Below are 26,399 nucleotides of genomic sequence, written 5' to 3'. Positions count from 1 at the left end.
CTATGGCCATCGCGGGCAAGCCAGCGCCTACCGAAGTACGCGCACGCTTTGACGATCAGGAAGGCAGCGATACCCGCCGTTACTGCCGCTCAATAATCCCGCCATCGCCCTCTCAAGCATTTTTTGCAAGATTCCAAGCCCCTCATATGGCTACACTGCGCAGGTAGCGCGGGCCGGATGCCTGCGTAGAATGTCGACATCAGTGTGGTAGCGGGAGAGTGGCGTGCTAAGAAGAATGGGGATAAAAGGCCGCGTACTGTTGCTGACCTTATTGCCTACCAGCCTGATGGCATTGCTGCTGGGCGGTTATTTCACCTGGATGCAGCTTTCGGATCTGCAAACCCAACTGCTCAATCGCGGCGAGATGATCGCCGAACAGTTGGCGCCGCTGGTGGCGCCGGCACTGGGCAGCAAGAACATCGATCTGCTGGAGCGCATCGCTACCCAGTCCCTGGAACAAGTCGATGTGCGGGCCGTGTCCTTCCTGGCGCCCGACCGCTCGTCCCTGGCCCATGCCGGCCCGACCATGCTCAACCCTCCGCCCATCGGCAACAGCTCACACCTGTTGCAACGCACCGACAATGACGCCACCCGCTACCTGCTGCCCGTGTTCGGCCGCCATCGTAACCTCGCCGGCGAGCTGATTCCCGACGAAGCCGACCGCCTGCTGGGCTGGGTCGAGCTGGAACTGTCCCACAACGGCATGTTGCTACGCGGCTATCGCAGCCTGTTCGCCAGCCTCCTGTTGATCGCCGTCGGCCTGATTTGCACCGCAGCCCTGGCATTGCGCATCAGCCGCACGATCAACTCACCCATCGGGCAGATCAAGCAAGCGGTGGCGCAGCTCAAGGATGGCAACCTGGAAACCCGTTTGCCGCCCTTGGGCAGCCAGGAGCTGGATCAACTGGCGTCCGGTATCAACCGCATGGCCGAAACCCTGCAAAACGCCCAGGAAGAACTGCAACACAGTATCGACCAGGCCACCGAAGATGTGCGCCAGAACCTGGAAACCATCGAGATCCAGAACATCGAGCTGGACCTGGCCCGCAAGGAGGCCCTCGAGGCCAGCCGCATCAAGTCGGAGTTCCTGGCCAATATGAGCCATGAAATCCGCACGCCGCTCAACGGCATCCTCGGTTTTACCCACCTGCTGCAGAAAAGCGAGCTGTCGCCCCGTCAGTTGGATTACCTGGGCACCATCGAAAAATCCGCCGACAACCTGCTGGGTATCATCAACGAAATTCTCGACTTCTCGAAAATCGAAGCCGGCAAGCTGGTACTCGACAATATTCCGTTCAACCTGCGCGACCTGCTGCAAGACACCCTGACCATTCTCGCCCCGGCCGCCCACGCCAAACAGCTGGAGCTGGTGAGCCTGGTCTACCGCGATACGCCCCTGTCCCTGGTGGGCGACCCGTTGCGTCTCAAGCAGATCCTCACCAACCTGGTGAGCAATGCCATCAAGTTCACCCGCGAGGGCACTATCGTGGCCCGGGCCATGCTTGAAGACGAGCAGGAAGACAGCGTACAACTGCGCATCAGCGTGCAGGACACCGGCATCGGCTTGTCCAACCAGGATGTACGCGCCCTGTTCCAGGCCTTCAGCCAGGCCGATAACTCACTGTCCCGCCAGCCCGGCGGCACGGGGTTGGGCCTGGTGATCTCCAAGCGCCTGATCGAGCAGATGGGCGGCGAAATCGGCGTCGACAGCACGCCGGGCCAGGGTTCGGAGTTCTGGATCAGCCTCAACCTGCCCAAGACCCGCGACGATATCGAAGACCTGCCCTCCCCGCCGCTGCTGGGCCGGCGCGTGGCGGTGCTGGAGAATCACGAACTGGCGCGCCAGGCCCTGCAACACCAGTTGGAAGACTGTGGCCTGGAGGTCACGCCGTTCAACAGCCTGGAGAACCTCACCAACGGCATCACCAGCGCGCACCAGACCGAACATGCCATCGACCTGGCGGTGTTGGGCATCACCGCCAATGACATTCCGCCGGAACGCCTCAACCAACACCTGTGGGACCTCGAACACCTGGGCTGCAAAGTCCTGGTGCTGTGCCCGACCACCGAGCAATTGCTGTTCAACCTGTCGGTGCCCAACCCCAACAGCCAGCTGCAGGCCAAACCGGCCTGCACCCGCAAATTGCGCCGGGCACTGTCCGACCTGATCAGCCCGCGGCCGTTGCGCAACGAGCCCGGCGAACCGTTGTCCAGCCGCGCGCCACGGGTGCTGTGTGTCGATGACAACCCGGCCAACCTGCTGCTGGTGCAGACCCTGCTCGAAGACATGGGCGCCAAGGTCCAGGCCGTGGAAAGCGGCTATACCGCCATCGAAGCGGTGAAAAAAGAAGCCTTCGACCTGGTGCTGATGGATGTGCAGATGCCCGGTATGGACGGGCGCCAGAGCACCGAGGCGATTCGCCAGTGGGAAAGCGAGCGCCATGGCACACCGCTGCCTATCGTCGCGCTGACGGCCCATGCCATGGCCAATGAAAAACGCGCCCTGCTGCAAAGCGGCATGGATGACTACCTGACCAAACCCATCAGCGAGCGGCAACTGGCCCAAGTGGTGCTGAAATGGACCGGCCTGGCCTTGCGCAATCAAGGACCGGAGCGCGCCGTCGAAGGCCACGGCCCCGCCGCCCAACTGCCAGTGCTGGACCATGAGGAAGGCCTGCGCCTGGCGGCCGGCAAGGCAGACTTGGCCGCCGACATGCTGGCCATGCTGCTGGCGTCCCTGGAAGCCGACCGCGAGGCGGTGTGCATCGCCCGCGAAGCCAACGACAATAACGCGCTGATCGAACGGGTCCACCGCCTGCATGGCGCCACCCGCTACTGCGGCGTGCCGCAATTACGCGCCGCCTGCCAGCGCGCCGAAACCTTGCTCAAGCAAGATGACGCCAAGGCCATCGCCGCCCTCGATGAGTTGGACATGGCGATTGCCCGCCTTGCCAGCGAAGCCCGGGTCAACGCCTGACACAGAACAACACGCCAAACCCCCATGACGGGCAACATACTTGTTGGAGCCGGCTTGCCGGCGCCTACAGGTACCACACGCTATCTTGCAGGGAGCCCTTTGATGCGCATCATTCTATTCAGCAGCCAGACTTATGACCGCGACAGCTTTCTCGCCGAACCGCTGCCCGCAGGCATGGAGCTGCAATTCCAACCGGCACGCCTGAACCTCGATACCGTGGCCCTGGCCGACAAGCACGAAGTGGTCTGTGCCTTTATCAACGACGACCTCAGCACAGCGGTGCTCGAACACCTCGCCGCCGGTGGCACGCGCCTGATCGCCCTGCGCTCGGCCGGCTACAACCATGTGGACCTGGCCGCCGCCAAACGCCTGGGCCTGACCATCGTGCGGGTGCCTGCCTACTCGCCCCACGCGGTGGCCGAACATGCCGTGGCCCTGGTGCTGGCCCTCAATCGTCGCCTGCACCGCGCCTACAACCGCACCCGCGACGGCGACTTCAGCCTGCACGGCCTGACCGGCTTCGACCTGGTAGGCAAGACCGTTGGCGTAGTGGGCACCGGGCAGATCGGCGCGACCTTTGCCAAGATCATGGCCGGTTTTGGCTGCACCTTGCTGGCCTACGACCCCTATCCCAACCCGCAGGTCGAAGCCCTTGGCGCGCGCTATGTCGACCTGCCCCAGTTATTGGCCCAGGCGCAGATCATCAGCCTGCACTGCCCGCTGACCGCCGAAAGCAAGCACCTGATCAATGCCCAATCCCTGGCCCATATGCAGCCGGGGGCGATGCTGATCAATACCGGCCGCGGCGGCCTGGTGGATACCCCGGCGCTGATCGAAGCGCTCAAGGACGGGCAATTGGGCTACCTGGGCCTGGATGTGTACGAGGAAGAAGCCCAACTGTTTTTTGAGGACCGCTCGGACCTGCCGTTGCAGGACGACGTGCTGGCGCGCCTGCTGACCTTCCCCAATGTAATCATCACCGCGCACCAGGCATTCCTGACACGCGAAGCGCTGGCGGCGATTGCCGGGACCACCCTGGCCAATATCCAGGCCTGGGCCAGCGGTCAACCGCAAAACCTGGTGCACGGATGATCAACGGTCACATACCGCGCGCATGGTATACAGGCGAGCGTGATAGGATGCCGCGCCTATTTGGAGGATCCATGGCCGAACACGATTTCCGCTTCAGTTTGCTGAGCCCACAACACACCCTGATCGAATGCCGCGCCCTGGTGCCGGGTCGTTACCAAGTCACCGGCAATGGTGGCTCGATCAAGCATGGCGACGTGCTGATCGTCACCTTGCGCGGCAGCAAGACCCTGTCGATGCGCCTGACCGTCGAAGGCGATGCGCGCTACTCCATCCGCCCGGCCGGGCAATGGGTCGCCATGGCGCAAGGGCCGAAGTTCGGCGAGCTGGAAATTCACACCTGGAAGGTCAACTGCGACAGCTGCGACGCGGTGCTGGAGTTTGAGTTCTCGGTGGAGACCAAGCTGACCAAGGAGCCACTGCAACCGGCGGCCACCGCGCGCATTGCCGAGCTGGGCTGGGCCACTGTCGGTGATAAACACCGTTGCCCGAAATGCCAGAAGACCGCGCAATGAAGCGCCTGCTGGTGCTCGCCGCGCTGGGCGTCGGCCTCGCCGGCTGCGCCAGCGATGAGGTCAAGCTCAAGCAGGATCACAGCTACATCGTCGAATGGATCGGCGAACGGCCACTGATGGATTACGCCCACCTGACCGTGACCCTCGGCGCCGATGGCCGGGCCTATGGCAATGGCGGCTGCAACCACTGGTTCGCGCCCTACAGCCTGGACGGTGACAAGCTCAGCTTCGGCAAGATCGGCAGTACCCGCAAGCTGTGTGCCGAAGCCCTGATGGAGCAAGAGCAGCGCTTCTTCAAGGCCCTGGAAACCGTGCAGCGCTGGGATATCTCGCCCATCGAGCAGACCCGTTTCTGGCCTGCCGAGGGCAAGCCTCTGCGCCTGTGGCTGGAAGAAGGCTGACCCAACGCCTGTAGGAGCGAGCTTGCTCGCGAAGAACGTCAACAAAAACCCGTGCATCCCGGATGAACGCGGTGCCTGTGAGTGCTTCGCGAGCGAGCTCGCTCCTGCAGAGATCGCGAAGCTTCAGCCGCGCAACTCTTTGAGCTTGGCCAGTACACCTTCCGCCGTCTGCTCACCCAACATCTGCGCCCGCACCTTGCCCTTGTCATCGATGATGTAGGTCACCGGCAACGCTTCGCTGCGCGGGATATCAAAAATCGCCTCGGGGTTCTGTGCCAACACGGTGAACTTGATGCCCAGCTTCTCGCTCGCGCTCTTGAGTTCTTCACCCTGCACGTTGTCGAAGTTGACGCCGAACACACTCACCGGCTGGCCCTTGAGCTGCTCGGCCAGGGCGTTGAGCTCAGGGATTTCGATGCGGCACGGACCACACCACTCGGCCCAGTAATTGACCACCAGCCATTGCTTGTCGACGCGTTCGGACGCGACTTTCTGACCGTATTGGTCGACGCCATAATCATTGCCGCAGCCACTGAGCAGGAGGGTGGTGATAACTGCCAGTGCGCCTATCAGTCGCCGTGTCATGGGGTAATCCTTAGCAAAAATGAACGTGGGCTGCGGCGGATCGCCTCTTACGGTTTAAGCACAAGCCGCAGCGCAGGTAGAATACCCGCCACCTTACGCAAGATGCGACCCGCACATGACCGATCTGACGCTTTATCACAACCCGCGCTGCTCGAAATCCCGCGGTGCGCTCGAACTGCTGCAAGCCCGTGGCCTGGCGCCCACCGTCGTGCGTTACCTGGAAACCCCGCTGGACGCCGCGCAGCTTGAAGCCCTGCTCGGCAAACTGGGGATCAGCGCCCGGCAACTGCTGCGCACCGGCGAAGACGAATACAAGACCCTCAACCTGGCCGACGCCAGCCTCAGCGAGGCGCAATTGATTGCTGCCATCGCCGCCCACCCCAAGTTGATGGAACGGCCGATCCTGGCCACCGCCGACAAGGCTGTGATTGGCCGCCCGCCGGAAAATATCCTGGAGATCCTGCCGTGAGCGCGCCCTACGTCCTGGTGTTGTATTACAGCCGCAACGGCTCGGTCAGCGAAATGGCCCGGCAGATTGCCCGAGGCATCGAGCAAGGCGGCCTGGAAGCGCGCCTGCGCACGGTGCCGGCAATCTCCAGCGAGTGTGAGGCCGTAGCGCCGAGCATCCCGGCCGAAGGTGCGTTGTACGCCAGCCTCGACGACCTGAAGAACTGCGCGGGCCTGGCCCTGGGCAGCCCGACGCGCTTTGGCAACATGGCCGCGCCGTTGAAGTACTTTCTCGACGGCACCAGCAACCTGTGGCTGACCGGCGCACTGGTCGGCAAGCCGGCCGGGGTCTTCACCTCGACCGCCAGTCTGCACGGCGGCCAGGAAACCACCTTGATGTCGATGCTGCTGCCACTGCTGCACCACGGCATGCTGATCACCGGCCTGCCCTACAGCGAACAGGCGTTGCTCGACACCCAGGGCGGCGGTACGCCCTACGGCGCCAGCCACCATTCCGGCGCTGACGGCAAGCGTGCCCTGGACCCCCATGAAATCGCCCTGTGCCGCGCCCTCGGCCTGCGCCTGGCGAAGACGGCAGCGAAACTGGAGAGTGGCCGTGGCCAAGAAGCCTAAAGTCCTGCCGCCCCAGGCCTGGCTCGAACCCCGGGTCAAGGTGGCTCGGGCCTTGAGCCTGCTGGCGTTTTTTGGCCTGGTAGGCCTGCTCTGCGTTTACTACCTGCTGGTCGCCGACCTGCATGGCGCCCGGCCCTGGGTGATCCTGCTGATCGAACTGGTGCCGCTGCTGATCCTCGCGCCAGGCATGCTCATGGGCAGTGCGCGCGGGCATTCGTGGATGTGTTTTGTGGTGAACCTGTATTTCATCAAGGGCGCCCTGGCGGCCTATGACCCCAACCGCCAGTGGTTTGGCGTGCTGGAGATGCTGGCGAGCGTGGCAGTGTTCTGCACGGCGCTGCTGTATGTGCGTTGGCGGTTCCAGCTCAATCGGCGGTTGGCCATGTAGGAGCGAGCTTGCTCGCGGAAAACGTTAACGATGACGCGGGCATTCAGAATGCACGCGGCGCCCTCAGGTTTTTCGCGAGCCTACAGGTCAATGGTTGACGGTATAGGCCAGCATCATCGACAACTGGCACATCGGCCGCCCGCTCTCGGCGTGCCACTGGTTGAACGCCGCCTGCACCGTCGCCAGGTCCCGCAGGCTGGTGGGGGCCTTGTCGACAATCTTCTGCGCATTGAGCGCCGCGACCACGTCATAGCTCGGCACAAAAGTGTCCTTGCCTACCATGCGCAAGAAGCGCGGCGCGGACAACCCGCCCAACTGGTGGCCGTGTTTGCTCAGGTATTTCCACAGCCCAACGATATCGGTCACTGGCCAATCGGCGATCAGCGCGCCGAAGCTGCCCTTTTCGTGTGCGACGTCGAGGATCATCTGCGCATTGCGCGGCACGCTCTTGAGTTTGCCCAGGTGGCGGATGATCCGCGTGTCCTGCATCAGGCGCTCAAGGTGCTCGGCGCCCATCAACACGACTTTTTCTGGATCAAAACCAAAGAACACCTGCTCGAACGCCGGCCACTTGGCGTCTACCACACTGTGCTTGAGCCCGGCGCGGAATACCCGCAGCGACAGGGTCGACAGGTAGCGGTCATCGCTGATCTGGCGCAATTGCGCTGGCGTCTTGGGCACCGGCAGGTGGGCTTCCAGCTCGGCCGCCGAACCAAAGCGGTTCAGACAGTATTCGTGCAGCCATTTGTAGTCGCGCATGCCCTCTCCTACGGGTTGAAATGAAAACGGCGCCCATGAGCGCCGTCTGTCAGAGCCTGGAAAAGGCTCAGAGGTTCACAATGTTGACGAAGCGCGAAGCGGCGGTTTCATCGATGCGCAGGCTGGTGAAGTCGAACAGGTTGCGGTCGGCCAACTGCGACGGAATCACATTCTGCAGGCTGCGGAAGATGCTTTCGGTGCGCCCCGGCGTCTTGCGCTCCCACTCCTGGAGCATGTCCTTGACCACCTGGCGCTGCAGGTTCTCCTGGGAGCCGCAGAGGTTGCAGGGGATGATCGGGAATTGCTTGAAGTCGGAGTAGGCCTGGATGTCCTTCTCGTTGCAATACGCCAGCGGGCGGATCACCACGTTGCGCCCGTCATCGGCGCGCAGCTTGGGCGGCATGGCCTTGAGGGAGCCGTTGAAGAACATATTGAGGAAGAAGGTTTCGACGATGTCATCACGATGATGACCCAAGGCCATCTTGGTCGCGCCGATTTCATCGGCAAAGGTGTACAGGGTGCCACGACGCAGGCGCGAGCACAGCGAGCAGGTGGTCTTGCCTTCCGGGATCAGTTCCTTGACCACCGAATAGGTGTCTTTCTCGACGATGTGGTATTCGATGCCGAGAGTCTTGAGGTAGGCCGGCAGCACATCCTCGGGGAACCCGGGCTGTTTCTGGTCCATGTTCACGGCAACGATGTCGAACTTGATCGGCGCGACCTTCTGCAGGTGCATCAGCACGTCCAGCATGGTGTAGCTGTCTTTGCCGCCAGACAGGCAGACCATGACCTTGTCGCCCTCCTCGATCATGTTGAAGTCAGCGACAGCCTCACCGGCCAGGCGCCGCAGGCGTTTTTGCAGTTTGTTCTGATTGACGGTAAGGGTGCCCATGGCGCTTGGATCCGCGAAAAGGTGTGTGACGAAAAGCCGGGTATTTTAGCGGTATGGAGCACCGAGTTCCAATGTGGGAGGGGGCTTGCTCCCGATGGCGGTGGATCGATCAATAAATCCGCTGCCTGACCTACCGCTATCGCGGGCAAGCCCGCTCCCACAGGGGACTGCATTCCACGTCACAGACCCAGGCGCGATTAAGCCCAGTGTTTACAGTGCAATTTGCTCTAAAGCCACACACTTTTTCCGGTCATCACTTCCTATACTGCGACTTGAGGTCGCACATATATCCAGACCTTTCAGGCCACTTGGCCGGCGGGCGCTCCGCTTGGGGGGCGATGGTAATAACGACAGGAGTGACTGGCATGATCCATCACGTCGTGGGGCTTTTCACCCATCCCGACCAGGAATGGCGGGAAATTCGTGGCGATAAAGAAGAAAGCATCGGCCACATGTACCTCACTCACACGCTGATTCTCGCGGCGATCCCCGCCATATCGGCTTTTATCGGCACCACCCAGGTTGGCTGGGTCATCGGCAATCGCTCTCCGGTCATGCTGACCCAGGACAGTGCGTTGTGGATGACCATTATGTCGTACCTGGCGATGCTCGGCGGCGTCGCGGTGATGGGCGCCTTCATTCACTGGATGGCGCGCACCTATGACGCCAATCCAAGCATGGCGCGCTGCGTCGCGTTCGCCACCTACACCGCCACGCCGCTATTTATCGGCGGGCTGGCGGCGTTGTATCCACATATGTGGCTGGGCATGGTCGTGGGCACGGCGGCGATTTGCTACACCGTCTACCTGCTGTACGTGGGGTTGCCGACCTTCATGAGCATCGACCCGGACGAAGGCTTCCTGTTTTCCAGCTCGGTGCTGGCGGTAGGCCTGGTGGTACTGGTGGCGATCATGGCCTTTACCGTGATTGTCTGGGGCCTGGGCGTGGGGCCGATCTACACCAACTGACGCGCTTTCAACCGCAGGAAAAGCCACCGCAAGGTGGCTTTGCGCGTTATGCATGACCATTCGGCGCCTGACAGATTCGGAAATACCCTTGGATGCGGCATACTGGACGTCTCTGGAGATATGTACAGCATGCCCGAGCAACTCAATACCCGCGTCGAAGATTGTTTCCTGCAAGCCGAATCCTTTTTCAAACGAAGTTTCAAACGCCCCCAGGTCAGCCTCAAGCTGCGTGGGCATAAAGCCGGTGTCGCGCATTTGCACGAGAACCTGCTGCGCTTCAACCCCCAGTTGTATCGAGAAAACAGCCAACACTTCCTCAAACAGACGGTGGCCCACGAAGTGGCGCACCTGATCGCCCACCAATTGTTCGGCGAGCGCATCCAGCCCCATGGCGAGGAATGGCAACTGATCATGCGCGGGGTCTACGAACTGCCGCCTGATCGGTGCCACACCTATGAGATCCAGCGACGGCGCGTGACCCGTTATATCTACCGGTGCCCGTGTGCCGACAGTGACTTTGCGTTCTCGGCCCAGCGCCATGGGTTGGTGAACCAGGGGCGGCGGTATTTGTGCCGGCGCTGTCGGGAGACGTTGGTGTTTACTGGGGAGACGCGGGTGGAGTGAGGTTTTGGGGTGCCTGTTCCGGCCCCTTCGCGGGCAAGCCCGCTCCCACATTCTGAATGTATTCACAAATCAAAATGTGGGAGCGGGCTTGCCCGCGAAGGGGCCAGAACAGCCACTACCCCACCACCTTGGCCCCCCGCAGTTCGGCAATCCGCTGAAGACTGAAACCCAACTCCCCCAACACTTCATCACTGTGCGCCCCCACCGCCCCCCCAATATGCCTCGGCGCCGGCAACCCCTCGGAAAACTTCAGCGGGCACGCCATCTGCGCCTGGAACGAACCATCCCCGCGGGGCACCTGGCTCACCAGCTCCCGGGCCTGTAACTGCGGGTGTTCAAGGGCTTCGCCCAAACTGAGGACCGGTTCCACGCAGGCATCCACCCCAGCGAACAACGCACACAGCTCCTCAAAACTGTGCCGCTCAAACTCGACCTGCAATGCCTGCTTGAGTGCCTTCTGCTGCTCGGGCTTGGGCGACAACCCCAGGGCCGCCAGTTCCGGGCGCCCCAGCGCGCCACACAGTTGCTGCATAAACCCTGGTTCCAGGCTGCCCACCGACAGCCAGCGCCCGTCCCGCGAGCGGTAGTAATCGTAGAAGCTGCCGCCATTGAGCACCTGGTCTTCGCGCCCGGGCTCCACGCCACAGGCCAGGTAGGCCGCGCCGGCCATGGCGTTGAGGCTGAAGGCGCAGTCGGTCATGCTCACATCCAGGTACTGGCCCACCCCGCTGTGCTGCCGGGCAATCACCGCCGCGAGCAGGCCAACCACGGCGTGCAACGAGCCACCGCCCACATCGGCCAATTGCACGCCGAGGGGCAGCGGGCCGCTGTCCTCACGCCCGGTGTAGCTGGCGACGCCAGACAGTGCCAGGTAATTGATGTCATGCCCGGCGCGATCCTTGTAGGGGCCCGTCTGGCCGTAGCCGGTGATGGACACATAGATCAGCTTCGGGTTGATCGCCTTCAGCGCTTCATAACCCAAGCCCAGGCGCTCCATGACCCCGGGGCGGAACTGCTCCAGCACGATGTCGTAGTCGGCCACCAGTTGCCGCACGATCTCCAGCGCCTCGGGCTGCTTGAGGTCCAGGGCCAGGCTGCGCTTGTTGCGGTTGAGGTAGGCATGGCTGGCCGAAACGCCACGGTCGTGGGGCGGCAACACGCGCAACAGGTCCATGCGCGTCGGGGATTCGATGCGCAGTACCTCGGCGCCCATGTCCGCCAACAGCAACGAGGCAAAAGGCCCCGGCAACAAGGTCGAGAAATCCAGCACTTTGAGGGACGCCAAGGGGCCTGACATGGGAGCTCCGATTCCAGTTCGATGGGGCACAGAGTAGTCAGCCTTGGGCGCTAGCGGCAATTACCGTAACCATCATCGACAGTGACCGTTGTGCTCGTGCGCCCATAAAAAAACCCATCCGAAGATGGGTTTTTTAGTGTGCGTCAGCGTTTACTTGATCGCTGGCGCCGGGCCTTCGGCTACGCCCAGGTCATCCAGTTCGCGGGTTTCGGAGATACCGGTACCGCCGGAAGCCAGCTCGCTTTGCAGCTTGTCGGTGTCCAGTTCCTTGACCCACTTGGCAACGACGATGGTTGCTACGGCGTTACCCACCAGGTTGGTCAGAGCGCGGGCTTCGGACATGAAGCGGTCGATACCGAGGATCAGCGCCAGGCCGGCAACCGGCAGGTGGCCAACAGCCGACAAGGTTGCGGCCAGTACGATGAAACCACTGCCGGTCACGCCTGCAGCGCCTTTGGAGGACAGCAACAGCACCAGCAACAGGGTGATCTGGTGGGTGATGTCCATGTGGGTGTCAGTCGCCTGGGCGATGAACACGGCAGCCATGGTCAGGTAGATCGAAGTACCGTCGAGGTTGAAGGAGTAGCCAGTCGGGATAACCAGACCAACCACCGACTTCTTCGCGCCCAGGCGTTCCATCTTGATCAGCATGCGCGGCAGTGCGGATTCAGAGGAGGAAGTACCCAGTACGATCAGCAGTTCTTCACGGATGTAGCGCACCAGTTTCAGGACGCTGAAGCCGTGGGCGCGGCAGATGCCACCCAGTACTACCAGCACGAACAGGATGCAGGTGATGTAGAAGCAGATCATCAACTGGCCCAGTTGCACCAGCGAGCCAACACCGTAGGCACCGATGGTGAACGCCATTGCGCCCAGGGCACCGATTGGCGCGAGCTTCATGATCATGTTGATGATGTTGAACATCACGTGGGCGAAGCGATCGATGAAGTCCAGCACCGGCTTGCCATAGGCACCCAGGCGGTGCAGGGCGAAACCGAAGATCACCGAGAACATCAGCACTTGCAGGATATCGCCGTTGGCGAAGGCGCCGACGATGGTGTTCGGGATCACGTTGAGGATAAAGCCGACGATGCTCTGGTCTTTACCGGCGGTGACATAAGCAGCCACTTTCGAAGCGTCCAGGGTAGCGACGTCGATGTGCATGCCAGCACCTGGCTGTACCACGTTGACCACGATCAGGCCGATCAACAGGGCGATGGTGGAGACGATTTCGAAGTACAGCAGCGCGTAGCCGCCGGTCTTGCCCACCGACTTCATGCTCTGCATGCCGGCGATGCCGCTGACAACGGTACAGAAGATGATCGGGGCGATGACCATTTTGATCAGCTTGATAAAGCCGTCACCCAGTGGCTTGAGGGCCACACCGGTCTGCGGGTAGAAGTGACCGAGCAGGATACCGATAACGATGGCAACGATTACCTGGAAGTACAGGGTTTTGTAGAACGGCTGACGAGTCGTCATTGCAAAGTTTCCTCAAGAGTCCCGTGGGGCAAATATCCGCCATTGCCCACGACACTTGAATTGCGAACCCTCCTGCACTGGAGGGATTTGTTTTGGCGATCTGCTGGCTGGCAGGTCTGTACTCCTTATCGCAAACTGCGTGCCACTTTCCTGAAAAACCCTGTAACCCTTGGCTCATGGGGGCTGACGGAAATTCATGGCTGTTTCAGGGGGGCGCGCAGGTGGCGGATATCCGCCCACCCGCCTAATCTCGTCCTACAATTTGGCGGATATCCGCCTTGTCCAGCCCAGACATGATGGCTACCATCGGCCACTCAATGGACGAGGCCCCTGCATGCGCGAACGCACCATCGCCAGTCATTACGCCCGCGCGGCCTTGGGCGGTGCGCACCGGGCCGGGTACGACTGCTCGACGCTGCTGCAGCAACTGGGCATTACCCCGCAATTGCTGGCAGAGCCCCGCGCACGCATCGCGCCGGAGCAGTTCACGCAGCTGTTGCAGAGGCTGTGGCTGGCCCTGGATGACGAGTACCTGGGTTTCGCCGATGGGCCGAGCAAGCGTGGGACCTTCGCCATGATGTGCCACGCGCTGATTCACTGCCGCACCCTGGAGAAGGCGCTGGAGCGCGGCCTGTTGTTCTATAGCCTGTTCCCCCAGGGGCCGCGCTGGCGCCTGAGCCGCGAAGGCGATATGGCCTGCCTGAGCCTGGATGACTCGCAACTGTGGGACCCGGATCACTTCCTGAGCGAGTCCCTGCTGGTGATCTGGCATCGCCTCGGCAGTTGGTTGATTGGCCAGCGTATCCGCCTGGAGCAAGCGACGTTCAGCTACCCGGCGCCGGCCCATGCCAGTGAGTACGACCTGCTGTTCCCTTGCCCCCTGGTGTTCAGCGCAGCCCGCAGCAGCCTGGTGTTCCATAGCCGCTACCTGAGCCTGCCGCTGCTGCAGGACGAGCGCACCCTCAAGCATTTCCTCGAACGCTCCCCCGCGGACCTGCTGTCGCGACCGGACGAAGGCGACAGCCTGAGCAGCCAGTTGCGGCGTCTGTTAAGCCGCGACCGCACACCCTGGCCCGACCTGGAAGCCGTGGCGCAACACCTGCACATCAGCCCACAGACCCTGCGCCGGCATTTGCGTGAGGAAGGCACCAGCTTCCAGGCACTCAAGGATGAGCTGCGGCGGGATATTGCGATTTTTCATCTGGGGCGGGCGGATCTGTCGTTGCAGGAGATTGCCGAGCAGTTGGGGTTTTCCGAGCCGTCGGCGTTTCACCGGGCGTTCAAGAAGTGGACGGGGGTGACACCGGGGGCTTATCGGGCGCAGGAAAGTTGAGGATGTATTGTTTGGACGGGCGCCATCGCAGGCAAGCCAGCGATGCGCATAGGTATCTACACGACTTTCAGAAACTGACGCCCCCCGTGGCGAGCGGGCTTGCCCCGCGCTGGGCTGCGAAGCAGCCCCAAAACCAGCCGCTGCGGTGTATCTGGTACAACGCATTCGGCTTATTGGGGCTGCTTCGCAGCCCAGCGCGGGACAAGCCCGCTCGCCACAACTGCGCTATCTGCCTGGATTTAGGCGTTGCGGCAAAGTTGTGTAGATACCGATGCTGCGATGCGGCCGGTCAATCCAATAAAGATCAAACAGCCGGAAAATGAATCCTGAACGCCGCGCCCCCTAGAGGCGAATCCCCCAGGGTCAACCGTGCGCCGTAGCTTTCAATAATGTCCTTGACCACCGCCAACCCGATCCCCTGCCCCGGATGCTGGCGGTCCAACCGCTCACCGCGCTGCAGGATCCGCGCACGTTGGTCGGGAGGCACACCGGGGCCGTCGTCTTCGATGCACAAGCGCACGCCATCGGCACTTTCATCCAGGGTCACGCGCACCTCACTCAGGCACAGGCGGTAGGCGTTTTCCAGCAGGTTGCCGAGCAACTCCAGCAAGGCGCCTTGCTCGATGGGCACGTCGCACTGCTCTGGTAGCGCGAAAGACACGCGCACGCGCTTGTCGCGGTAGACCTTGTCGAGGGTGTCGCACAGGCTTTGCAGCACCGGGCGCAGGCGCACCTGGTGGCGCACCAGGCCGCTTTTACGCAGGCTGGCGCGCTGCAATTGATAGCTGATCTGCTGGCTCATGCGTTCGATCTGCGACTGCAGGACCCGCGCCTGTTCAAGGTCCTGGGGGCGCTGGGCCATGTCTTCACTCACCCCCTGCAACACCGCCAGCGGGGTTTTCAGGCTGTGGGCCAGGTCGTCCAGGGAGTCGCGGTAACGGGTGCGCTGCTCGCGCTCGCTATGGAGCAAGCGGTTGAGGGAACCGGTCAGGCGCAGCAGCTCCCGCGGGTGTTGCTCGCTGAGACTTTCCCGGGTGCCGCCTTCGATTTCATCCAGCTCCTGGCTCAGCCGGCGCAAGGCCTGCAAGCCCCAGGTCAGGCCGATCCACAGCAGGCTCAGCAGCACCAGCAAGGCGGCGCCAAACCCCAGGTAGAGGTTCTCCCGCAGGCCTTCAAGGGTCACTTGGTATTCGCGCACCGGTTGCAGGGCGACAATACTGAACGCCGCGCTCTTGCCCCCCAGCAGCTTGACCTCGACGTCATAGACGAAGAATTCCTGGCCGTTGGCTTCGCGGATCTTCGCAAACTCGTTGCCGCGCCCGTCGTAGCGCGGCCGGTAGTTGATGTTTTCTTCCCTGGTCGCCCGCGAACGCCAGACCAGATGGCCTTCACGGTCGTAGATATAGCCCAGCAGGCGGCTATCGGTCAGGTTGAAGCGCTCGTCCGGCAACTGCGCCGGCATCAGCAAGCGGTTGTTATCGACCCGCGCGGCAGAGATCAGGGTGGTCACATCGGACGCCAGGCGCTGCTCGATGGAATCCTGCAACGCCAGGCTGAACGCGCCCTGCATCGCCGGTAACAGCCCGAGCATGAACAATACGGCCAAGGTGGTGGCCGCCAGCATCAGGCGCACACGCAGCGAACGAATCAACGGCAGCGCTCGTTAAACATGTAGCCCAGGCCACGCACGGTGTCGATGGGCTTGAACCCGGCCGGGCCTTCGAGCTTGCGACGCAGGCGGCCGACCAGCACTTCGATCACGTTCGGATCACGCTCGTCATCATCGGGATAGAGTTGTTCCATCAACCGATCCTTGGCCACCACTTGCTGGTGATGACGCATCAGGTATTCGAGGATCCGGTACTCATAGGCCGTCAGCGCCAGGGGCTGCTCGTCCAGGGACGCCTGCTTGCGGTTGAGGTCCAGCAGCAAGGGGCCGGCGACGATGGTCGATTGGGTAAAACCGCTGGAGCGGCGCAACAGGGCGTTCATCCGCGCCTCCAGCTCTTCGAACTGGAACGGCTTGACCACATAGTCATCGGCCCCGGCGGCCAGGCCTTCGACCTTGTCCTGCCAGTTGCCGCGCGCGGTGAGGATCAGGATCGGGAAGGTCTTGGCCTGGGCCCGCAGTTGGCGGATCAGGTCCAGGCCGCCCATGCCCGGCAGGCCCAGGTCGATGATCGCCAGGTCATGATTGAATTGCCCGGTCTGGTACAGCGCTTCTTCGGCGTTAGCCACGGCTTCGACCACGTGGCCGCTGTCGCCAAGACGGGTCAGCAGGTGATGGCGCAACAACGCCTCATCTTCGACAACCAGCAATTTCATAACACTCTCCAAGGCCAATCCACCGTCCCGCAGGGAACCATCATAGCGGCCCTGAAGGTATGCTTGCGCAGTTTACGGCGGTTGAACTGAACACAGTCTGAACCGGCGGGCTACCCAGGCAGGTCCCGCCCCGTGCAGAATAGCCGGCATGAACCCGATACCCGCCTGCTGCACCCCACTTGATGACCATTGGCCGCTGCCCGCCACCTTGCCCGGCACGGTGTTCCTGAGCACCCGTTTCGAGCCCAAATTGCTCGAACCCGGCGACTTCCAGCGCTGCGCCGTGCCGCCGCCGGCCAGTATCCAACGCTCGGTGGCCAAGCGGCAGGCGGAGTTTCTGGCGGGCCGGCTGTGCGCCCGCAGCGCCTTGCAACAGCTAGAAGGCCTGGACTTTATCCCCGCCATCGGTGAGGACCGCGCCCCGGTGTGGCCCTCGCATATCAGCGGCTCGATCACCCATAGCACCGGGCATGCCGCCGCCATCGTCGCCCACAAGGCCCAGTGGCGCGGGCTGGGCATGGACCTGGAAAACCTATTGCCCCTTGAGCGGGCCGAGCGCCTGGCCGGGGAAATCCTTACCCCGGATGAAATGCAGCGCATGGCCACAGGACCAAGGGAGCAGGTTGCGCAGCTGGTGACCCTGACGTTTTCGGCCAAGGAAAGCCTGTTCAAGGCGCTCTACCCGATTGTGCAGAAGCGTTTCTACTTTGAGCATGCCGAGGTGGTGGAGTGGTCCGATTCAGGATTTTTGCGCTTGCGATTGCTGACAGATTTGTCCAGTGAGTGGTGTTATGGCAAGGAGCTGGAGGGGCAGTTTGCGGTGGATGACGGGCAGTTGTTGAGCCTCGTGGCCATCGGTGCCTGATATAGCGCTATCGCAGGCAAGCCAGCTCCCACAGTTGACCGAGTACATCCTTTGGAATGCAAGCTGGCTTGCTTGCGATGACGCTCTCAAGTCTTGTCCTGATCCCGCGGCCAGCTCAGGCTGAAACACGCCCCGCCCAGGTTGTTGCTCTTGCTGATCAATGCCCGGCCGCCGTGCCAGTAGATAATCCGCCGCACAATCGACAAACCCAGGCCATGCCCACCCGAGGCGCGTGTACGGCTGTCGTCCAGTCGCAGGAATGGGGTAAATATCCGCTCCCAGGCGCTTTCCGGCACGCCTGGGCCATCGTCTTCGACGTCGATACGGCAACGCACCTGCCCCACCTGGTAACTGATCAGCACCCGCGACTGCGCATGGCGCATGGCATTGCTCACCAGGTTTTGCAGGGCGCGGTGCAGGTAGCGCGGCTCGGCGTCGACCCAGGCCGCATCCAGGTGCGCCGATGACAGACACACGCCCCGCGCCACCTCGATCCCTGGCCGCAAGGGTGCCAGCTCGCCGATCACCTGGTCGAGCAAGGCACTGAGGTCGACCCGCTGGAAACTCAGGGCCGGCGAACCCTGCTCCAGGCGCGCATAGGTGAGCATTTCATCCACCAGGCCGTCGAGGTCCTGGATATCACTGTCCATGCCTTCCATGTATTTGCGCCGGGCTTCGGGCGTCGCGGCGTCGCCGATCATCTCCAGGCCAAAACGCAGGCGGGCCACCGGGGTGCGTAACTCATGGGACACCGCGCGCACCAATTCACGCTGAATCGCCAACAGGCGCTGCAAGTGCTCGGCCATGCCGTTGAAGGCCGCCGCCAGGCGCCCTACCGAGTCGGCACCGCGCGCCGGCACCCGCGCTTCCAGGTTGCCCTTGGCGATGCGCGTGGCGGCCGCTTCGAGCCCGCGTAGGCGGCGCTCCAGTTGGCGTACCAGCAAATACACGATCAAGCCGATCAGGGTCAGACCAATCAATGCAATCAGCACCAGCCATTGCGCCGGGTAAGGATTCATCTGGTACAGCGGGCCGATTTCCAGGACCCACGGCGTGCCGACCATGCCGGCAAACACACGGATCGAGTCGCCGCCCTTGCCCAGGGCCATCACCGTGTCGCCTTCGGCCACGCGACGCCGCTGGTCCTCGTCCATGTCCGCTTCGTCGAGCTTGAGCAGGTGCATTTCAAAGCCGAAGCCCTTGGCGTCTTTCAGGTCGGCCAACCGTTGCGGCTGCTCGGCAACTGGAAAACGCACCAGTTCGTCGGCCAGCAAATAAATAGTGGCCCGGGCCAACTGCTCGCTGATCTGCTGCACTTCGCCGGTGAGCAGCAGTTGCTCCTTCTCACTGACCAGGCGCAACACCCGGGCCGCATGGGGCCCGGTCTGCTCCACCAGGACCTGGCCGCGCTGCAGGCGATTGCGCTGGCTCAGGTCCAGGCGGGCATCCGCCACCGTCTGCAATTGCAAGGGAATCCCCAGCAATCGCTCCCACACCGCCAGGGCGCGCTGGCGCTCGATGCTGCTCATCGGCTGCAGGTTGTCGCCCATCAGGGCAAAGGTGCCGTGGGCCAGCCGCTCGCGGTACTGGCCGCTGCGCACCTCATTGAGCAGGTGCAGCGCCAATACGCCAAGCAGGGCCACGAGGATCAGCGCCGCGCACATGCCGCCATAGATACGCAGGAAGATCGAGTTCACGACAGCATATCGGCGGCGGCTTCGGGGACGAACAGGTAACCTTTGCTGCGAATGGTCTTGATCAGGCGCGGGTGGATGGGGTCGTCGCCGATTTTCGGGCGGATCCGCGAGATGCGTACGTCAATGGAGCGGTCCTGGCCGTCGTAGCCGATACCGCGCAAGGCGGTGAAGATCTCTTCCCGGGACAGGATGCGCCCGGCATTGGCCACCAAGAGCCACAACAGATCGAATTCGGCGCTGGTCAGTTCGATGCCGCCATCGTGCAGCCAGGCTTCGCGCAAGGCGTTGTCGACCACCAGGGGGCCGAATTGCAGGCGCCGCTGTTTTTCCGGGGCGGCAGGCTCGGCGCTTTCGCTGCGCCGCAACAGTGCCTGGATCCGCGCCAGCAGCAGGCGCGGGCGCACCGGCTTGCACACATAGTCATCGGCCCCCATGTCCAGGCCCAGAACCTGGTCCATGTCGTCGGTACGCGCGGTGAGCATCAGGATCACCCCGTCGTAGCGCTCGCGCACCTTGCGGCAAATGCTCAGGCCGTCTTCGCCGGGCAGCATCAGGTCGAGGATTACCAGGTCCGGCTGCTCGGCAATGATCCGCGCCACCGCCAGGGCTCCGTCGCCCTCGATGGAGACCCGCAGGCCGTTGCTTTCCAGGTAGTCACGGGTCAACTCAGCCAGCCGCTGGTCGTCCTCGACAATCAGTACCTGCCAGGCTTCTTGCTCCACGGGTGGTCCTCGTTTTTATAAGGGATTTGTCAGGACTGCGCAGGTTCAAATGTAGGAGCGGGCTTGCCCGCGATAGCAGTGTGTCAGGCAACATACCTACTGCTGATCCACCGTTATCGCGGGCAAGCCCGCTCCCACATTTTGATCTTCGCCAGCCGTACCAAATTTGTCATGCATAAAGGGCATAACAGTGTAGGAATAAAGGCCGATTGTAGCCATGGCCTGACCCTGCAACACAAGCCAGGAAATGCATTCGGTGATCGCGATTTTTTGTGATAGGGTTCGCGCCCGCAAAAATCCAACCGGGTGTTTTCAGCTTGGAATATTCGGTGACAAACGGTGCGATGCAGCAGTACTGCGGCCTACACGGCGGTTCCACCTTTCATACACATTTTACCCACAGCGTTATCCACAGGTAGTGCGTTGCTAAGCCCCCCAAAACGCATTATCTTGTACCTCGTCGCAAAAAAAACCCTACATGTAGGGTTTCAAGCGACAAGACCAAACACAAATCAGACAAGAAACTCAAGAGCTTTCTTGCTCCTGTTTGGTGGAACTTAAACCTTTTTCGAAAGCCCAAACCGCGCACGCGGATGGCTGCTGTTTTCAAGCCCCAACGGGAGAAAACGGTACGGGTGTTGCAATACAAACGACACCCACACAGGAATACGGTAAAGAGCCCAGGGCTTGGAACCGAAGACTTCGGCATGGAAGCGGCGCGAACAGCTCCCTTCCTCCTGTCCCGAGGTTGTTATGCCAGGCCAAGGCCTGTTGTAAGTGCTTCAGGACGGAACGGTGGGCACCGTGATGGTGCCCAAATAAATATAGAATGTGGAGACAACCCCCCATGCAAACCGACACAACTCGCGAGAACCCGCAAGGCTCCGTGCCGCAGGGCGCTGATTCGAATATGGATCTGTCCGCCACCGCGCCCGGCCAATTGCGCGTGATCAAGCGTAACGGCACTGTCGTTCCTTACACCGATGACAAAATCACCGTCGCCATCACCAAAGCGTTTCTTGCAGTTGAAGGCGGCACCGCTGCCGCTTCGTCGCGTATCCACGACACCGTTGCCCGCTTGACCGAACAAGTCACCGCGACCTTCAAGCGTCGCATGCCGTCGGGCGGCACCATCCACATCGAAGAAATCCAGGACCAGGTCGAACTGGCCCTGATGCGCGCCGGCGAGCAGAAAGTGGCCCGGGACTACGTGATCTACCGCGACTCGCGCGCCAAGGAACGTGCCGTACACGCGCCGTCCGCCGAAGCCGTGCAAGCCCACCCGTCGATCCGCATCACCTTGGCTGATGGTTCGTTCGCGCCGCTGGACCTGGGCCGCCTGAACACCATCATCACCGAAGCCTGCGAAGGCCTGGAAGAAGTCGACGGCGACCTGATCCAGCGTGAAACCCTGAAGAACCTGTACGACGGCGTGGCCCTGACCGACGTCAACACCGCCCTGGTGATGACCGCCCGTACCCTGGTTGAGCGTGAGCCGAACTACTCGTTCGTGACCGCGCGCCTGCTGATGGACACCCTGCGTGCCGAAGGCCTGGGGTTCCTGGGCGTGGCCGATAGCGCCACCCACCACGAAATGGCCGACCTGTACGCCAAGGCCCTGCCTGCTTACATCGCCAAGGGTATCGAATTCGAATTGCTGAACCCGATCCTGGCCACCTTCGACCTGGAAAAACTCGGCAAGGCGATCAACCACGAGCGTGACCAGCAGTTCACTTACCTGGGCCTGCAGACCCTGTACGACCGTTACTTCATCCACAAGGACGGGATCCGTTTCGAACTGCCGCAGGTGTTCTTCATGCGTGTGGCCATGGGCCTGGCGATCGAAGAGAAGCACAAAGAAGACCGTGCCATCGAGTTCTACAACCTGCTGTCGTCCTTCGACTACATGTCGTCGACTCCGACCCTGTTCAACGCCGGCACCCTGCGTCCACAGCTGTCGAGCTGCTACCTGACCACCGTGCCGGATGATCTGTCGGGCATCTACCACGCGATCCACGACAACGCCATGCTGTCCAAATTCGCTGGCGGCCTGGGCAACGACTGGACGCCGGTCCGTGCACTGGGTTCGTACATCAAGGGCACCAACGGCAAGTCCCAGGGCGTCGTGCCGTTCCTCAAGGTGGTGAACGACACCGCTGTCGCGGTCAACCAGGGTGGCAAGCGCAAAGGCGCTGTGTGTGCGTACCTGGAAACCTGGCACATGGACATTGAAGAGTTCATCGAGCTGCGCAAGAACACCGGTGATGACCGTCGTCGTACCCACGACATGAACACCGCCAACTGGATCCCTGACCTGTTCATGAAGCGCGTCTTCGATGACGGCCCGTGGACCCTGTTCTCGCCATCGGAAGTGCCAGACCTGCACGACCTGACCGGCAAGGCCTTCGAAGAGCGCTACGAGTACTACGAAGCCCTGTCCCAGTACCCAGGCAAGATCAAGCTGTTCAAGACCATCCAGGCCAAAGACCTGTGGCGCAAAATGCTGTCCATGCTGTTTGAAACCGGCCACCCATGGCTGACCTTCAAGGACCCGTGCAACCTGCGCAGCCCGCAGCAGCACGTGGGCGTGGTCCACAGCTCGAACCTGTGCACCGAGATCACCTTGAACACCAACAAGGACGAGATCGCCGTTTGCAACCTGGGCTCGATCAACCTGCCGAACCACATCGTCAACGGCAAGCTGGACACAGCCAAGCTGGAACGTACCGTCAACACCGCCGTTCGCATGCTCGATAACGTTATCGACATCAACTACTACTCGGTGCCACAGGCGCAGAACTCCAACTTCAAGCACCGTCCGGTCGGCCTGGGTATCATGGGCTTCCAGGACGCTTTGTACCTGCAGCACATTCCCTACGGTTCGGATGCTGCGGTCGAGTTCGCCGACAAGTCCATGGAAGCGGTCAGCTACTACGCGATCCAGGCTTCCTGCGACCTGGCCGACGAGCGCGGCGCCTACGAGACGTTCCAGGGTTCGCTGTGGTCCAAGGGCATCCTGCCGCTGGACTCGCAACAGATCCTGATCGAAGCCCGTGGCCAGAAGTACATCGATGTTGACCTCAACGAATCCCTGGACTGGGCGCCGGTACGTGCCCGTGTGCAGAAAGGCATTCGTAACTCCAACATCATGGCCATCGCACCGACCGCGACCATCGCCAACATCACTGGCGTGTCGCAGTCGATCGAACCGACCTACCAGAACCTGTATGTGAAATCGAACCTGTCGGGCGAATTCACCGTGATCAACCCGTACCTGGTCCGCGACCTGAAAGCCCGCGGCCTGTGGGACTCGGTGATGATCAACGACCTTAAGTACTACGACGGTTCGGTACAGCAGATCGAGCGCATCCCGCAAGAACTCAAAGAGCTCTACGCGACCGCCTTCGAAGTGGACACCAAGTGGATCGTTGACGCCGCCAGCCGTCGTCAGAAGTGGATCGACCAGGCACAGTCCCTGAACCTGTACATCGCCGGCGCATCGGGCAAGAAGCTTGACGTGACCTACCGCATGGCTTGGTACCGTGGCCTGAAAACCACTTACTACCTCCGTGCCCTGGCCGCGACCAGCACCGAGAAGTCGACCATCAACACCGGCAAGCTGAACGCTGTATCCAGCGGTAACCACGGTGATGATTCGGTTCTCGCAGCGCCGGCCGGCCCAGCGCCAGTGCCTAAAGCCTGCGCGATCGACGAGCCGGATTGCGAAGCCTGCCAGTAAGCTGACAGCACCTTGGGTTTAACCCCCCAAGGATGAAAAGCCCCCGATAGACCTATGGTGTATCGGGGGTTTTCTTTTGCCTGGCAAAAGCTGCAGCGCAACCTAGAACAATACGGTGGCGATACCCGACTCTGGCCGCCCGCCTCGCGCGCCCCACAACTCAATACGGCCATTGATCACCGCCATTGAATGACCTTTGTATTCCACCGTCCCCGCCTTGCTGTTTCGCAAGTCAGCGTCCGTGGCCGGTCTGTAATGCCCTTTCAGGCCCAGGCGGTCCAGGCCTTCACGCGCAGCCTCACCATCGTTGAGGCTGTTCATCGCCGCCATGAAACTGCGTCCGGCAACGCCATCATTGTTTTCCATCTGTGCACGCTTGGCACTGGCGGCAAACAGGAAGTTGGCATCGGTCATCATCGCCGGGTCATCCCCCTGGAAACGCGCGTGGGTAGCCGCCTGACGCAACTCGTCCCTGGACAAGGACAGCTTGAAGCCGTCGCGCATGGTCACGTCATAGCCCGTACTCGTCTCCTTCACATCCCTGAAAATGTCCGTGGGTTTCTGGCCGAAATGCATCATTGCGGCCTTTATGGCAGAAACCGTTACACAATTGCTGCTGGGCCCCTGGCTGAAGCCACTCCAGATATTGTCCGGCTTCTTACCGGGGTTGCTCTTATCAGGTTTGTAGTTGAAATGCTGCGCACCGTTGGTGATCGGCTTGTTGCTCATGCTCTCGGTAGGGCCGAAATTAGCGGGATTCACATTGCCGCCGCGACCTCCACCCCCACCTCCACCGCCACCGCCACCTTTGGGCGACGGAGGGGCCACATCGTCGCTGGGAAACCACTCGTCCAGCATCCGCTTGAGAAACTGTAGAAACTTGTCATCCGCTTCCTGGATCAGCTTGTTAAGCGCTTCCTTGAATTTCTCATCACCCAACTTCTGGCGCAGTTCATTCAACTTGTCGCGCAAGTCCTGAGCCGTCTGGGTCTTGGAGGTTTGCTCGGCCTCGAACAACTGGTTGAACAACGTCTTGACCGCCGACACGTCACTGACGGGTTCGATGGGAGCAGGCTCCCGACGCGTAACAGTCGGCACCAAAGCCATGCGCCCATTACCTGGCGCGGACACCCCGGAGTTCCACATTTTCAGCCCCCATTGATCGATGAGCCCCCTGGGCTCTTGCCCCGATCAGTGGTGCGGGCCGATTGAAGCGTTCCTTTCCCAAGCATTTCAGTGCGTAACCCAATGCGGCACCGGTGCTTTTCCTACGCCCACAAAAAAGCCCCTCTCACGAGGGGCTTCTTGTGCAGCGCTAACCCATCAGGTCATCTGAATGATGGTCTGCATGATGGTGCTCTGGGTGGAGATGGTCTTGGCGTTCGCCTGGTAGTTGCTCTGGGCCTTGATCAGGTCCACCAGCTCGTTGGTCAGGTTGACGTTGGAGTTCTCCAGGGAGTTGGCCACGATCGAACCCAGGGTCCCGGCTTCTGGTGCATCGTAGCCAGGCTGGCCCGAAGCGAAGGTTTCTTTCCAGGTGGTGCCACCTGCCGGCTGCAAGCCTTGCTCGTTGTTGAAGCTGGCCAGGGAGATCTGGCCAATGGCCTTGCTCTGCTGGTTGCTGAAGGTGGCGAACAGTACACCGCTGCCGTCGATTTTCAGCCCGGTGATTTCGCCGGTGGCGTAGCCATCTGTGATCGGCGGGTTGCGGTAGCTGGCCGAGTTGTACTGAGTGATATCGGACATGTTGATCGCGATACCGCCCGGGTTGGCCGCCGCCCCGTTGTCAGGGTTCCACACGCCGTTGTCCATGACGCCCGGCTTCCAGTTGCTGATGGTCAGGGTGGTGTTGGATACAGTGCTCGGCGGGGTGACGATCCCCTTCAGGGTGCCTGATGTATCGAATGTCACCGTGGAGGCCACCGGGGCAACCGCGCCCGTTCCCTTGACCGGCGTACCGTCAGGGTTACGCCCATCGATCAGGGTGTAGGACTTCCAGGTATTGGAGCCGGTTTTCACCATGTACTGCACCATCTCATGGGCATTGCCTTGAGTGTCATACAGCGTGGTGCCGTACTGCTCGGTAAACGAGCTCGCTACCGTCGGGTCAAACGGGCTGGTCGTCTGGTCGATCACCGGCTTGGAGGAGTTCAGGTTGCTGCTGGAGTCAACCTTGGTCGACGCTTTGGGCGGCAAGTTGGACAGGTTGATCCGCAGGTCGGTCAGGCCGCTCTTGGAGATTTTGCCATCTTCATCGGCTGCATAACCCTGCAAGCGCGAGGTGCCGGTGTTGTTGGTGATGTAACCGTCTTTGTTGGCCTGGAACGAGCCATTACGGGTGTACTCCAGCGAACCGTCGCTGCCCTTCTGTACGAAGAAGCCGCCGCCCTGGATGCCCATGTCCAACACGCCACCGCTGCCGTTGACTTCACCCTGGGTGAATTGCTGGGAAACCGCCGCCAGGTTCACGCCGGTACCGATGGTTTTATTGCCTGTGCCCAGGCGGGACGCGGCATAAATGTCGCCGAACTCTGCGCGGGACGACTTGAAGCCGGTGGTCGCGACGTTGGCGATGTTGTTGCCGGTCACGTCCAGTTGTTTGTTGGCCGCATAGAGGCCGCTAAGGCCGATATTAAAAGACATGTTTCTCTCCTCTTGCCG

At 61.6% G+C, this 26,399-nt stretch carries 23 protein-coding genes; 12 read left to right on the top strand and 11 right to left on the bottom strand.

Annotated features, from left to right (window positions below):
* The first annotated feature begins 223 nt into the window (after positions 1-223).
* The 4 genes from FIV38_RS17585 (at position 224) to FIV38_RS17570 (ending at position 4,982) form a co-directional block, all read left to right on the top strand.
* Positions 224-2,977 (top strand): response regulator, encoded by a 2,754-nt coding sequence (locus FIV38_RS17585; protein ID WP_092237604.1) that lies wholly within the window; start codon positions 224-226, stop codon positions 2,975-2,977.
* 102 nt (positions 2,978-3,079) lie between these two features.
* Positions 3,080-4,069: a 2-hydroxyacid dehydrogenase gene (locus tag FIV38_RS17580; protein WP_092237607.1), complete on the top strand. Its 990-nt coding sequence runs from the start codon at positions 3,080-3,082 to the stop codon at positions 4,067-4,069.
* A gap of 71 nt (positions 4,070-4,140) precedes the next feature.
* Positions 4,141-4,581, top strand: coding sequence for a hypothetical protein (locus FIV38_RS17575; protein ID WP_092237610.1), 441 nt, complete (start codon positions 4,141-4,143; stop codon positions 4,579-4,581).
* Positions 4,578-4,982: an META domain-containing protein gene (locus tag FIV38_RS17570; RefSeq protein WP_029299736.1), complete on the top strand. Its 405-nt coding sequence runs from the start codon at positions 4,578-4,580 to the stop codon at positions 4,980-4,982. Before FIV38_RS17575 ends, FIV38_RS17570 begins: the two co-directional genes overlap by 4 nt.
* 123 nt (positions 4,983-5,105) lie before the next feature.
* Here the strand turns inward: FIV38_RS17570 and FIV38_RS17560 are convergent, their stop codons facing one another.
* A complete protein-coding gene (locus FIV38_RS17560) occupies positions 5,106-5,567 on the bottom strand; it encodes a TlpA disulfide reductase family protein (protein WP_029299738.1) in 462 nt (153 codons plus the stop codon).
* Positions 5,568-5,682: 115 nt separating this feature from the next.
* On the opposite strand from FIV38_RS17560, the gene arsC reads away from it, so the two are divergent.
* Genes arsC through FIV38_RS17545 form a run of 3 tightly spaced genes read left to right on the top strand, consistent with a single transcriptional unit; the run spans position 5,683 to position 7,035 of the window.
* Positions 5,683-6,036, top strand: coding sequence for an arsenate reductase (glutaredoxin) (arsC, locus tag FIV38_RS17555; protein WP_092237613.1), 354 nt, complete (start codon positions 5,683-5,685; stop codon positions 6,034-6,036).
* Positions 6,033-6,647, top strand: coding sequence for an NAD(P)H:quinone oxidoreductase (gene wrbA / locus FIV38_RS17550; protein WP_029299742.1), 615 nt, complete (start codon positions 6,033-6,035; stop codon positions 6,645-6,647). The genes arsC and wrbA overlap by 4 nt, the downstream gene beginning before the upstream one ends.
* On the top strand, positions 6,631-7,035 hold the full coding sequence (locus FIV38_RS17545) for a DUF2069 domain-containing protein (RefSeq protein ID WP_029299744.1): 405 nt from the start codon (positions 6,631-6,633) through the stop codon (positions 7,033-7,035). Before wrbA ends, FIV38_RS17545 begins: the two co-directional genes overlap by 17 nt.
* A gap of 87 nt (positions 7,036-7,122) precedes the next feature.
* Here FIV38_RS17545 and FIV38_RS17540 read toward each other — a convergent pair whose 3' ends face one another.
* Both FIV38_RS17540 and ttcA read right to left on the bottom strand, forming a co-directional pair.
* Entirely contained in the window at positions 7,123-7,794 is a 672-nt protein-coding gene (locus FIV38_RS17540; protein ID WP_092237616.1) for a DNA-3-methyladenine glycosylase I, read from the bottom strand.
* A 67-nt stretch (positions 7,795-7,861) separates the two neighbouring features.
* Positions 7,862-8,686, bottom strand: a complete 825-nt coding sequence (gene ttcA / locus FIV38_RS17535; protein WP_029299748.1) for a tRNA 2-thiocytidine(32) synthetase TtcA — start codon at positions 8,684-8,686, stop codon at positions 7,862-7,864.
* 365 nt (positions 8,687-9,051) lie between these two features.
* On the opposite strand from ttcA, the gene FIV38_RS17530 reads away from it, so the two are divergent.
* Together FIV38_RS17530 and FIV38_RS17525 are read left to right on the top strand one after the other, a co-directional pair.
* Positions 9,052-9,654, top strand: coding sequence for a Yip1 family protein (locus FIV38_RS17530; protein WP_029299750.1), 603 nt, complete (start codon positions 9,052-9,054; stop codon positions 9,652-9,654).
* A 129-nt stretch (positions 9,655-9,783) separates the two neighbouring features.
* Positions 9,784-10,278: a SprT family zinc-dependent metalloprotease gene (locus FIV38_RS17525; RefSeq protein WP_092238427.1), complete on the top strand. Its 495-nt coding sequence runs from the start codon at positions 9,784-9,786 to the stop codon at positions 10,276-10,278.
* Between the two features lie 115 nt (positions 10,279-10,393).
* On the opposite strand, the gene FIV38_RS17520 is transcribed toward FIV38_RS17525, so the two are convergent.
* Both FIV38_RS17520 and FIV38_RS17515 read right to left on the bottom strand, forming a co-directional pair.
* On the bottom strand, positions 10,394-11,575 hold the full coding sequence (locus FIV38_RS17520; protein ID WP_092237619.1) for a CaiB/BaiF CoA transferase family protein: 1,182 nt from the start codon (positions 11,573-11,575) through the stop codon (positions 10,394-10,396).
* A 150-nt stretch (positions 11,576-11,725) separates the two neighbouring features.
* Positions 11,726-13,057, bottom strand: a complete 1,332-nt coding sequence (locus FIV38_RS17515; RefSeq protein WP_092237622.1) for a dicarboxylate/amino acid:cation symporter — start codon at positions 13,055-13,057, stop codon at positions 11,726-11,728.
* A gap of 334 nt (positions 13,058-13,391) precedes the next feature.
* Here FIV38_RS17515 and FIV38_RS17510 point away from each other — a divergent pair, with 334 nt between their 5' ends.
* Positions 13,392-14,390 (top strand): AraC family transcriptional regulator, encoded by a 999-nt coding sequence (locus FIV38_RS17510; RefSeq protein WP_029300716.1) that lies wholly within the window; start codon positions 13,392-13,394, stop codon positions 14,388-14,390.
* Positions 14,391-14,694: 304 nt separating this feature from the next.
* On the opposite strand, the gene FIV38_RS17505 is transcribed toward FIV38_RS17510, so the two are convergent.
* Positions 14,695-16,041 (bottom strand): ATP-binding protein, encoded by a 1,347-nt coding sequence (locus FIV38_RS17505; protein ID WP_070994657.1) that lies wholly within the window; start codon positions 16,039-16,041, stop codon positions 14,695-14,697.
* Positions 16,038-16,715 (bottom strand): response regulator transcription factor, encoded by a 678-nt coding sequence (locus FIV38_RS17500; RefSeq protein ID WP_029300720.1) that lies wholly within the window; start codon positions 16,713-16,715, stop codon positions 16,038-16,040. The genes FIV38_RS17505 and FIV38_RS17500 overlap by 4 nt, the downstream gene beginning before the upstream one ends.
* Before the next feature lie 148 nt (positions 16,716-16,863).
* On the opposite strand from FIV38_RS17500, the gene FIV38_RS17495 reads away from it, so the two are divergent.
* Positions 16,864-17,580 carry a 4'-phosphopantetheinyl transferase family protein gene (locus FIV38_RS17495; RefSeq protein WP_092237625.1) on the top strand — a complete coding sequence of 239 codons (717 nt, stop codon included), beginning with the start codon at positions 16,864-16,866 and terminating at the stop codon, positions 17,578-17,580.
* A gap of 86 nt (positions 17,581-17,666) precedes the next feature.
* On the opposite strand, the gene FIV38_RS17490 is transcribed toward FIV38_RS17495, so the two are convergent.
* Together FIV38_RS17490 and FIV38_RS17485 are read right to left on the bottom strand one after the other, a co-directional pair.
* Positions 17,667-19,277, bottom strand: a complete 1,611-nt coding sequence (locus FIV38_RS17490) for an ATP-binding protein (protein WP_029300724.1) — start codon at positions 19,275-19,277, stop codon at positions 17,667-17,669.
* On the bottom strand, positions 19,274-19,999 hold the full coding sequence (locus tag FIV38_RS17485; RefSeq protein ID WP_029300726.1) for a response regulator: 726 nt from the start codon (positions 19,997-19,999) through the stop codon (positions 19,274-19,276). Before FIV38_RS17485 ends, FIV38_RS17490 begins: the two co-directional genes overlap by 4 nt.
* Before the next feature lie 847 nt (positions 20,000-20,846).
* Here FIV38_RS17485 and FIV38_RS17480 point away from each other — a divergent pair.
* Complete coding sequence (locus tag FIV38_RS17480) at positions 20,847-23,738, top strand: ribonucleoside-diphosphate reductase subunit alpha (protein WP_029300728.1); 2,892 nt, start codon at positions 20,847-20,849, stop codon at positions 23,736-23,738.
* A gap of 102 nt (positions 23,739-23,840) precedes the next feature.
* Here the strand turns inward: FIV38_RS17480 and FIV38_RS17475 are convergent, their stop codons facing one another.
* Together FIV38_RS17475 and flgE are read right to left on the bottom strand one after the other, a co-directional pair.
* A complete protein-coding gene (locus FIV38_RS17475; protein ID WP_235861096.1) occupies positions 23,841-24,845 on the bottom strand; it encodes a hypothetical protein in 1,005 nt (334 codons plus the stop codon).
* 216 nt (positions 24,846-25,061) lie between these two features.
* The gene (gene flgE, locus FIV38_RS17470; protein ID WP_092237630.1) at positions 25,062-26,381 is read right to left on the bottom strand and encodes a flagellar hook protein FlgE; all 1,320 of its coding nucleotides are present in this window, start codon (positions 26,379-26,381) and stop codon (positions 25,062-25,064) included.
* Positions 26,382-26,399: the final 18 nt, after the last annotated feature.

This window comes from Pseudomonas proteolytica, from assembly GCF_007858275.1.
Taxonomy (GTDB): domain Bacteria; phylum Pseudomonadota; class Gammaproteobacteria; order Pseudomonadales; family Pseudomonadaceae; genus Aquipseudomonas; species Aquipseudomonas proteolytica.
This window is presented reverse-complemented; position numbering and strand designations above follow the sequence as displayed.

Coding starts and splice junctions, on each gene's coding strand:
- FIV38_RS17530 (WP_029299750.1), top strand. CDS start 9,052: ATGATCCATCACGTCGTGGGGCTTTTCACCCATCCCGACCAGGAATGG.
- ttcA (WP_029299748.1), bottom strand. CDS start 8,686: ATGGGCACCCTTACCGTCAATCAGAACAAACTGCAAAAACGCCTGCGG.
- FIV38_RS17570 (WP_029299736.1), top strand. CDS start 4,578: ATGAAGCGCCTGCTGGTGCTCGCCGCGCTGGGCGTCGGCCTCGCCGGC.
- FIV38_RS17580 (WP_092237607.1), top strand. CDS start 3,080: ATGCGCATCATTCTATTCAGCAGCCAGACTTATGACCGCGACAGCTTT.
- FIV38_RS17540 (WP_092237616.1), bottom strand. CDS start 7,794: ATGCGCGACTACAAATGGCTGCACGAATACTGTCTGAACCGCTTTGGT.
- FIV38_RS17475 (WP_235861096.1), bottom strand. CDS start 24,845: ATGGCTTTGGTGCCGACTGTTACGCGTCGGGAGCCTGCTCCCATCGAA.
- FIV38_RS17510 (WP_029300716.1), top strand. CDS start 13,392: ATGCGCGAACGCACCATCGCCAGTCATTACGCCCGCGCGGCCTTGGGC.
- FIV38_RS17520 (WP_092237619.1), bottom strand. CDS start 11,575: ATGTCAGGCCCCTTGGCGTCCCTCAAAGTGCTGGATTTCTCGACCTTG.
- flgE (WP_092237630.1), bottom strand. CDS start 26,381: ATGTCTTTTAATATCGGCCTTAGCGGCCTCTATGCGGCCAACAAACAA.
- FIV38_RS17500 (WP_029300720.1), bottom strand. CDS start 16,715: ATGAAATTGCTGGTTGTCGAAGATGAGGCGTTGTTGCGCCATCACCTG.
- FIV38_RS17480 (WP_029300728.1), top strand. CDS start 20,847: ATGCAAACCGACACAACTCGCGAGAACCCGCAAGGCTCCGTGCCGCAG.
- FIV38_RS17495 (WP_092237625.1), top strand. CDS start 16,864: ATGAACCCGATACCCGCCTGCTGCACCCCACTTGATGACCATTGGCCG.
- arsC (WP_092237613.1), top strand. CDS start 5,683: ATGACCGATCTGACGCTTTATCACAACCCGCGCTGCTCGAAATCCCGC.
- FIV38_RS17560 (WP_029299738.1), bottom strand. CDS start 5,567: ATGACACGGCGACTGATAGGCGCACTGGCAGTTATCACCACCCTCCTG.
- FIV38_RS17575 (WP_092237610.1), top strand. CDS start 4,141: ATGGCCGAACACGATTTCCGCTTCAGTTTGCTGAGCCCACAACACACC.
- FIV38_RS17525 (WP_092238427.1), top strand. CDS start 9,784: ATGCCCGAGCAACTCAATACCCGCGTCGAAGATTGTTTCCTGCAAGCC.
- FIV38_RS17515 (WP_092237622.1), bottom strand. CDS start 13,057: ATGACGACTCGTCAGCCGTTCTACAAAACCCTGTACTTCCAGGTAATC.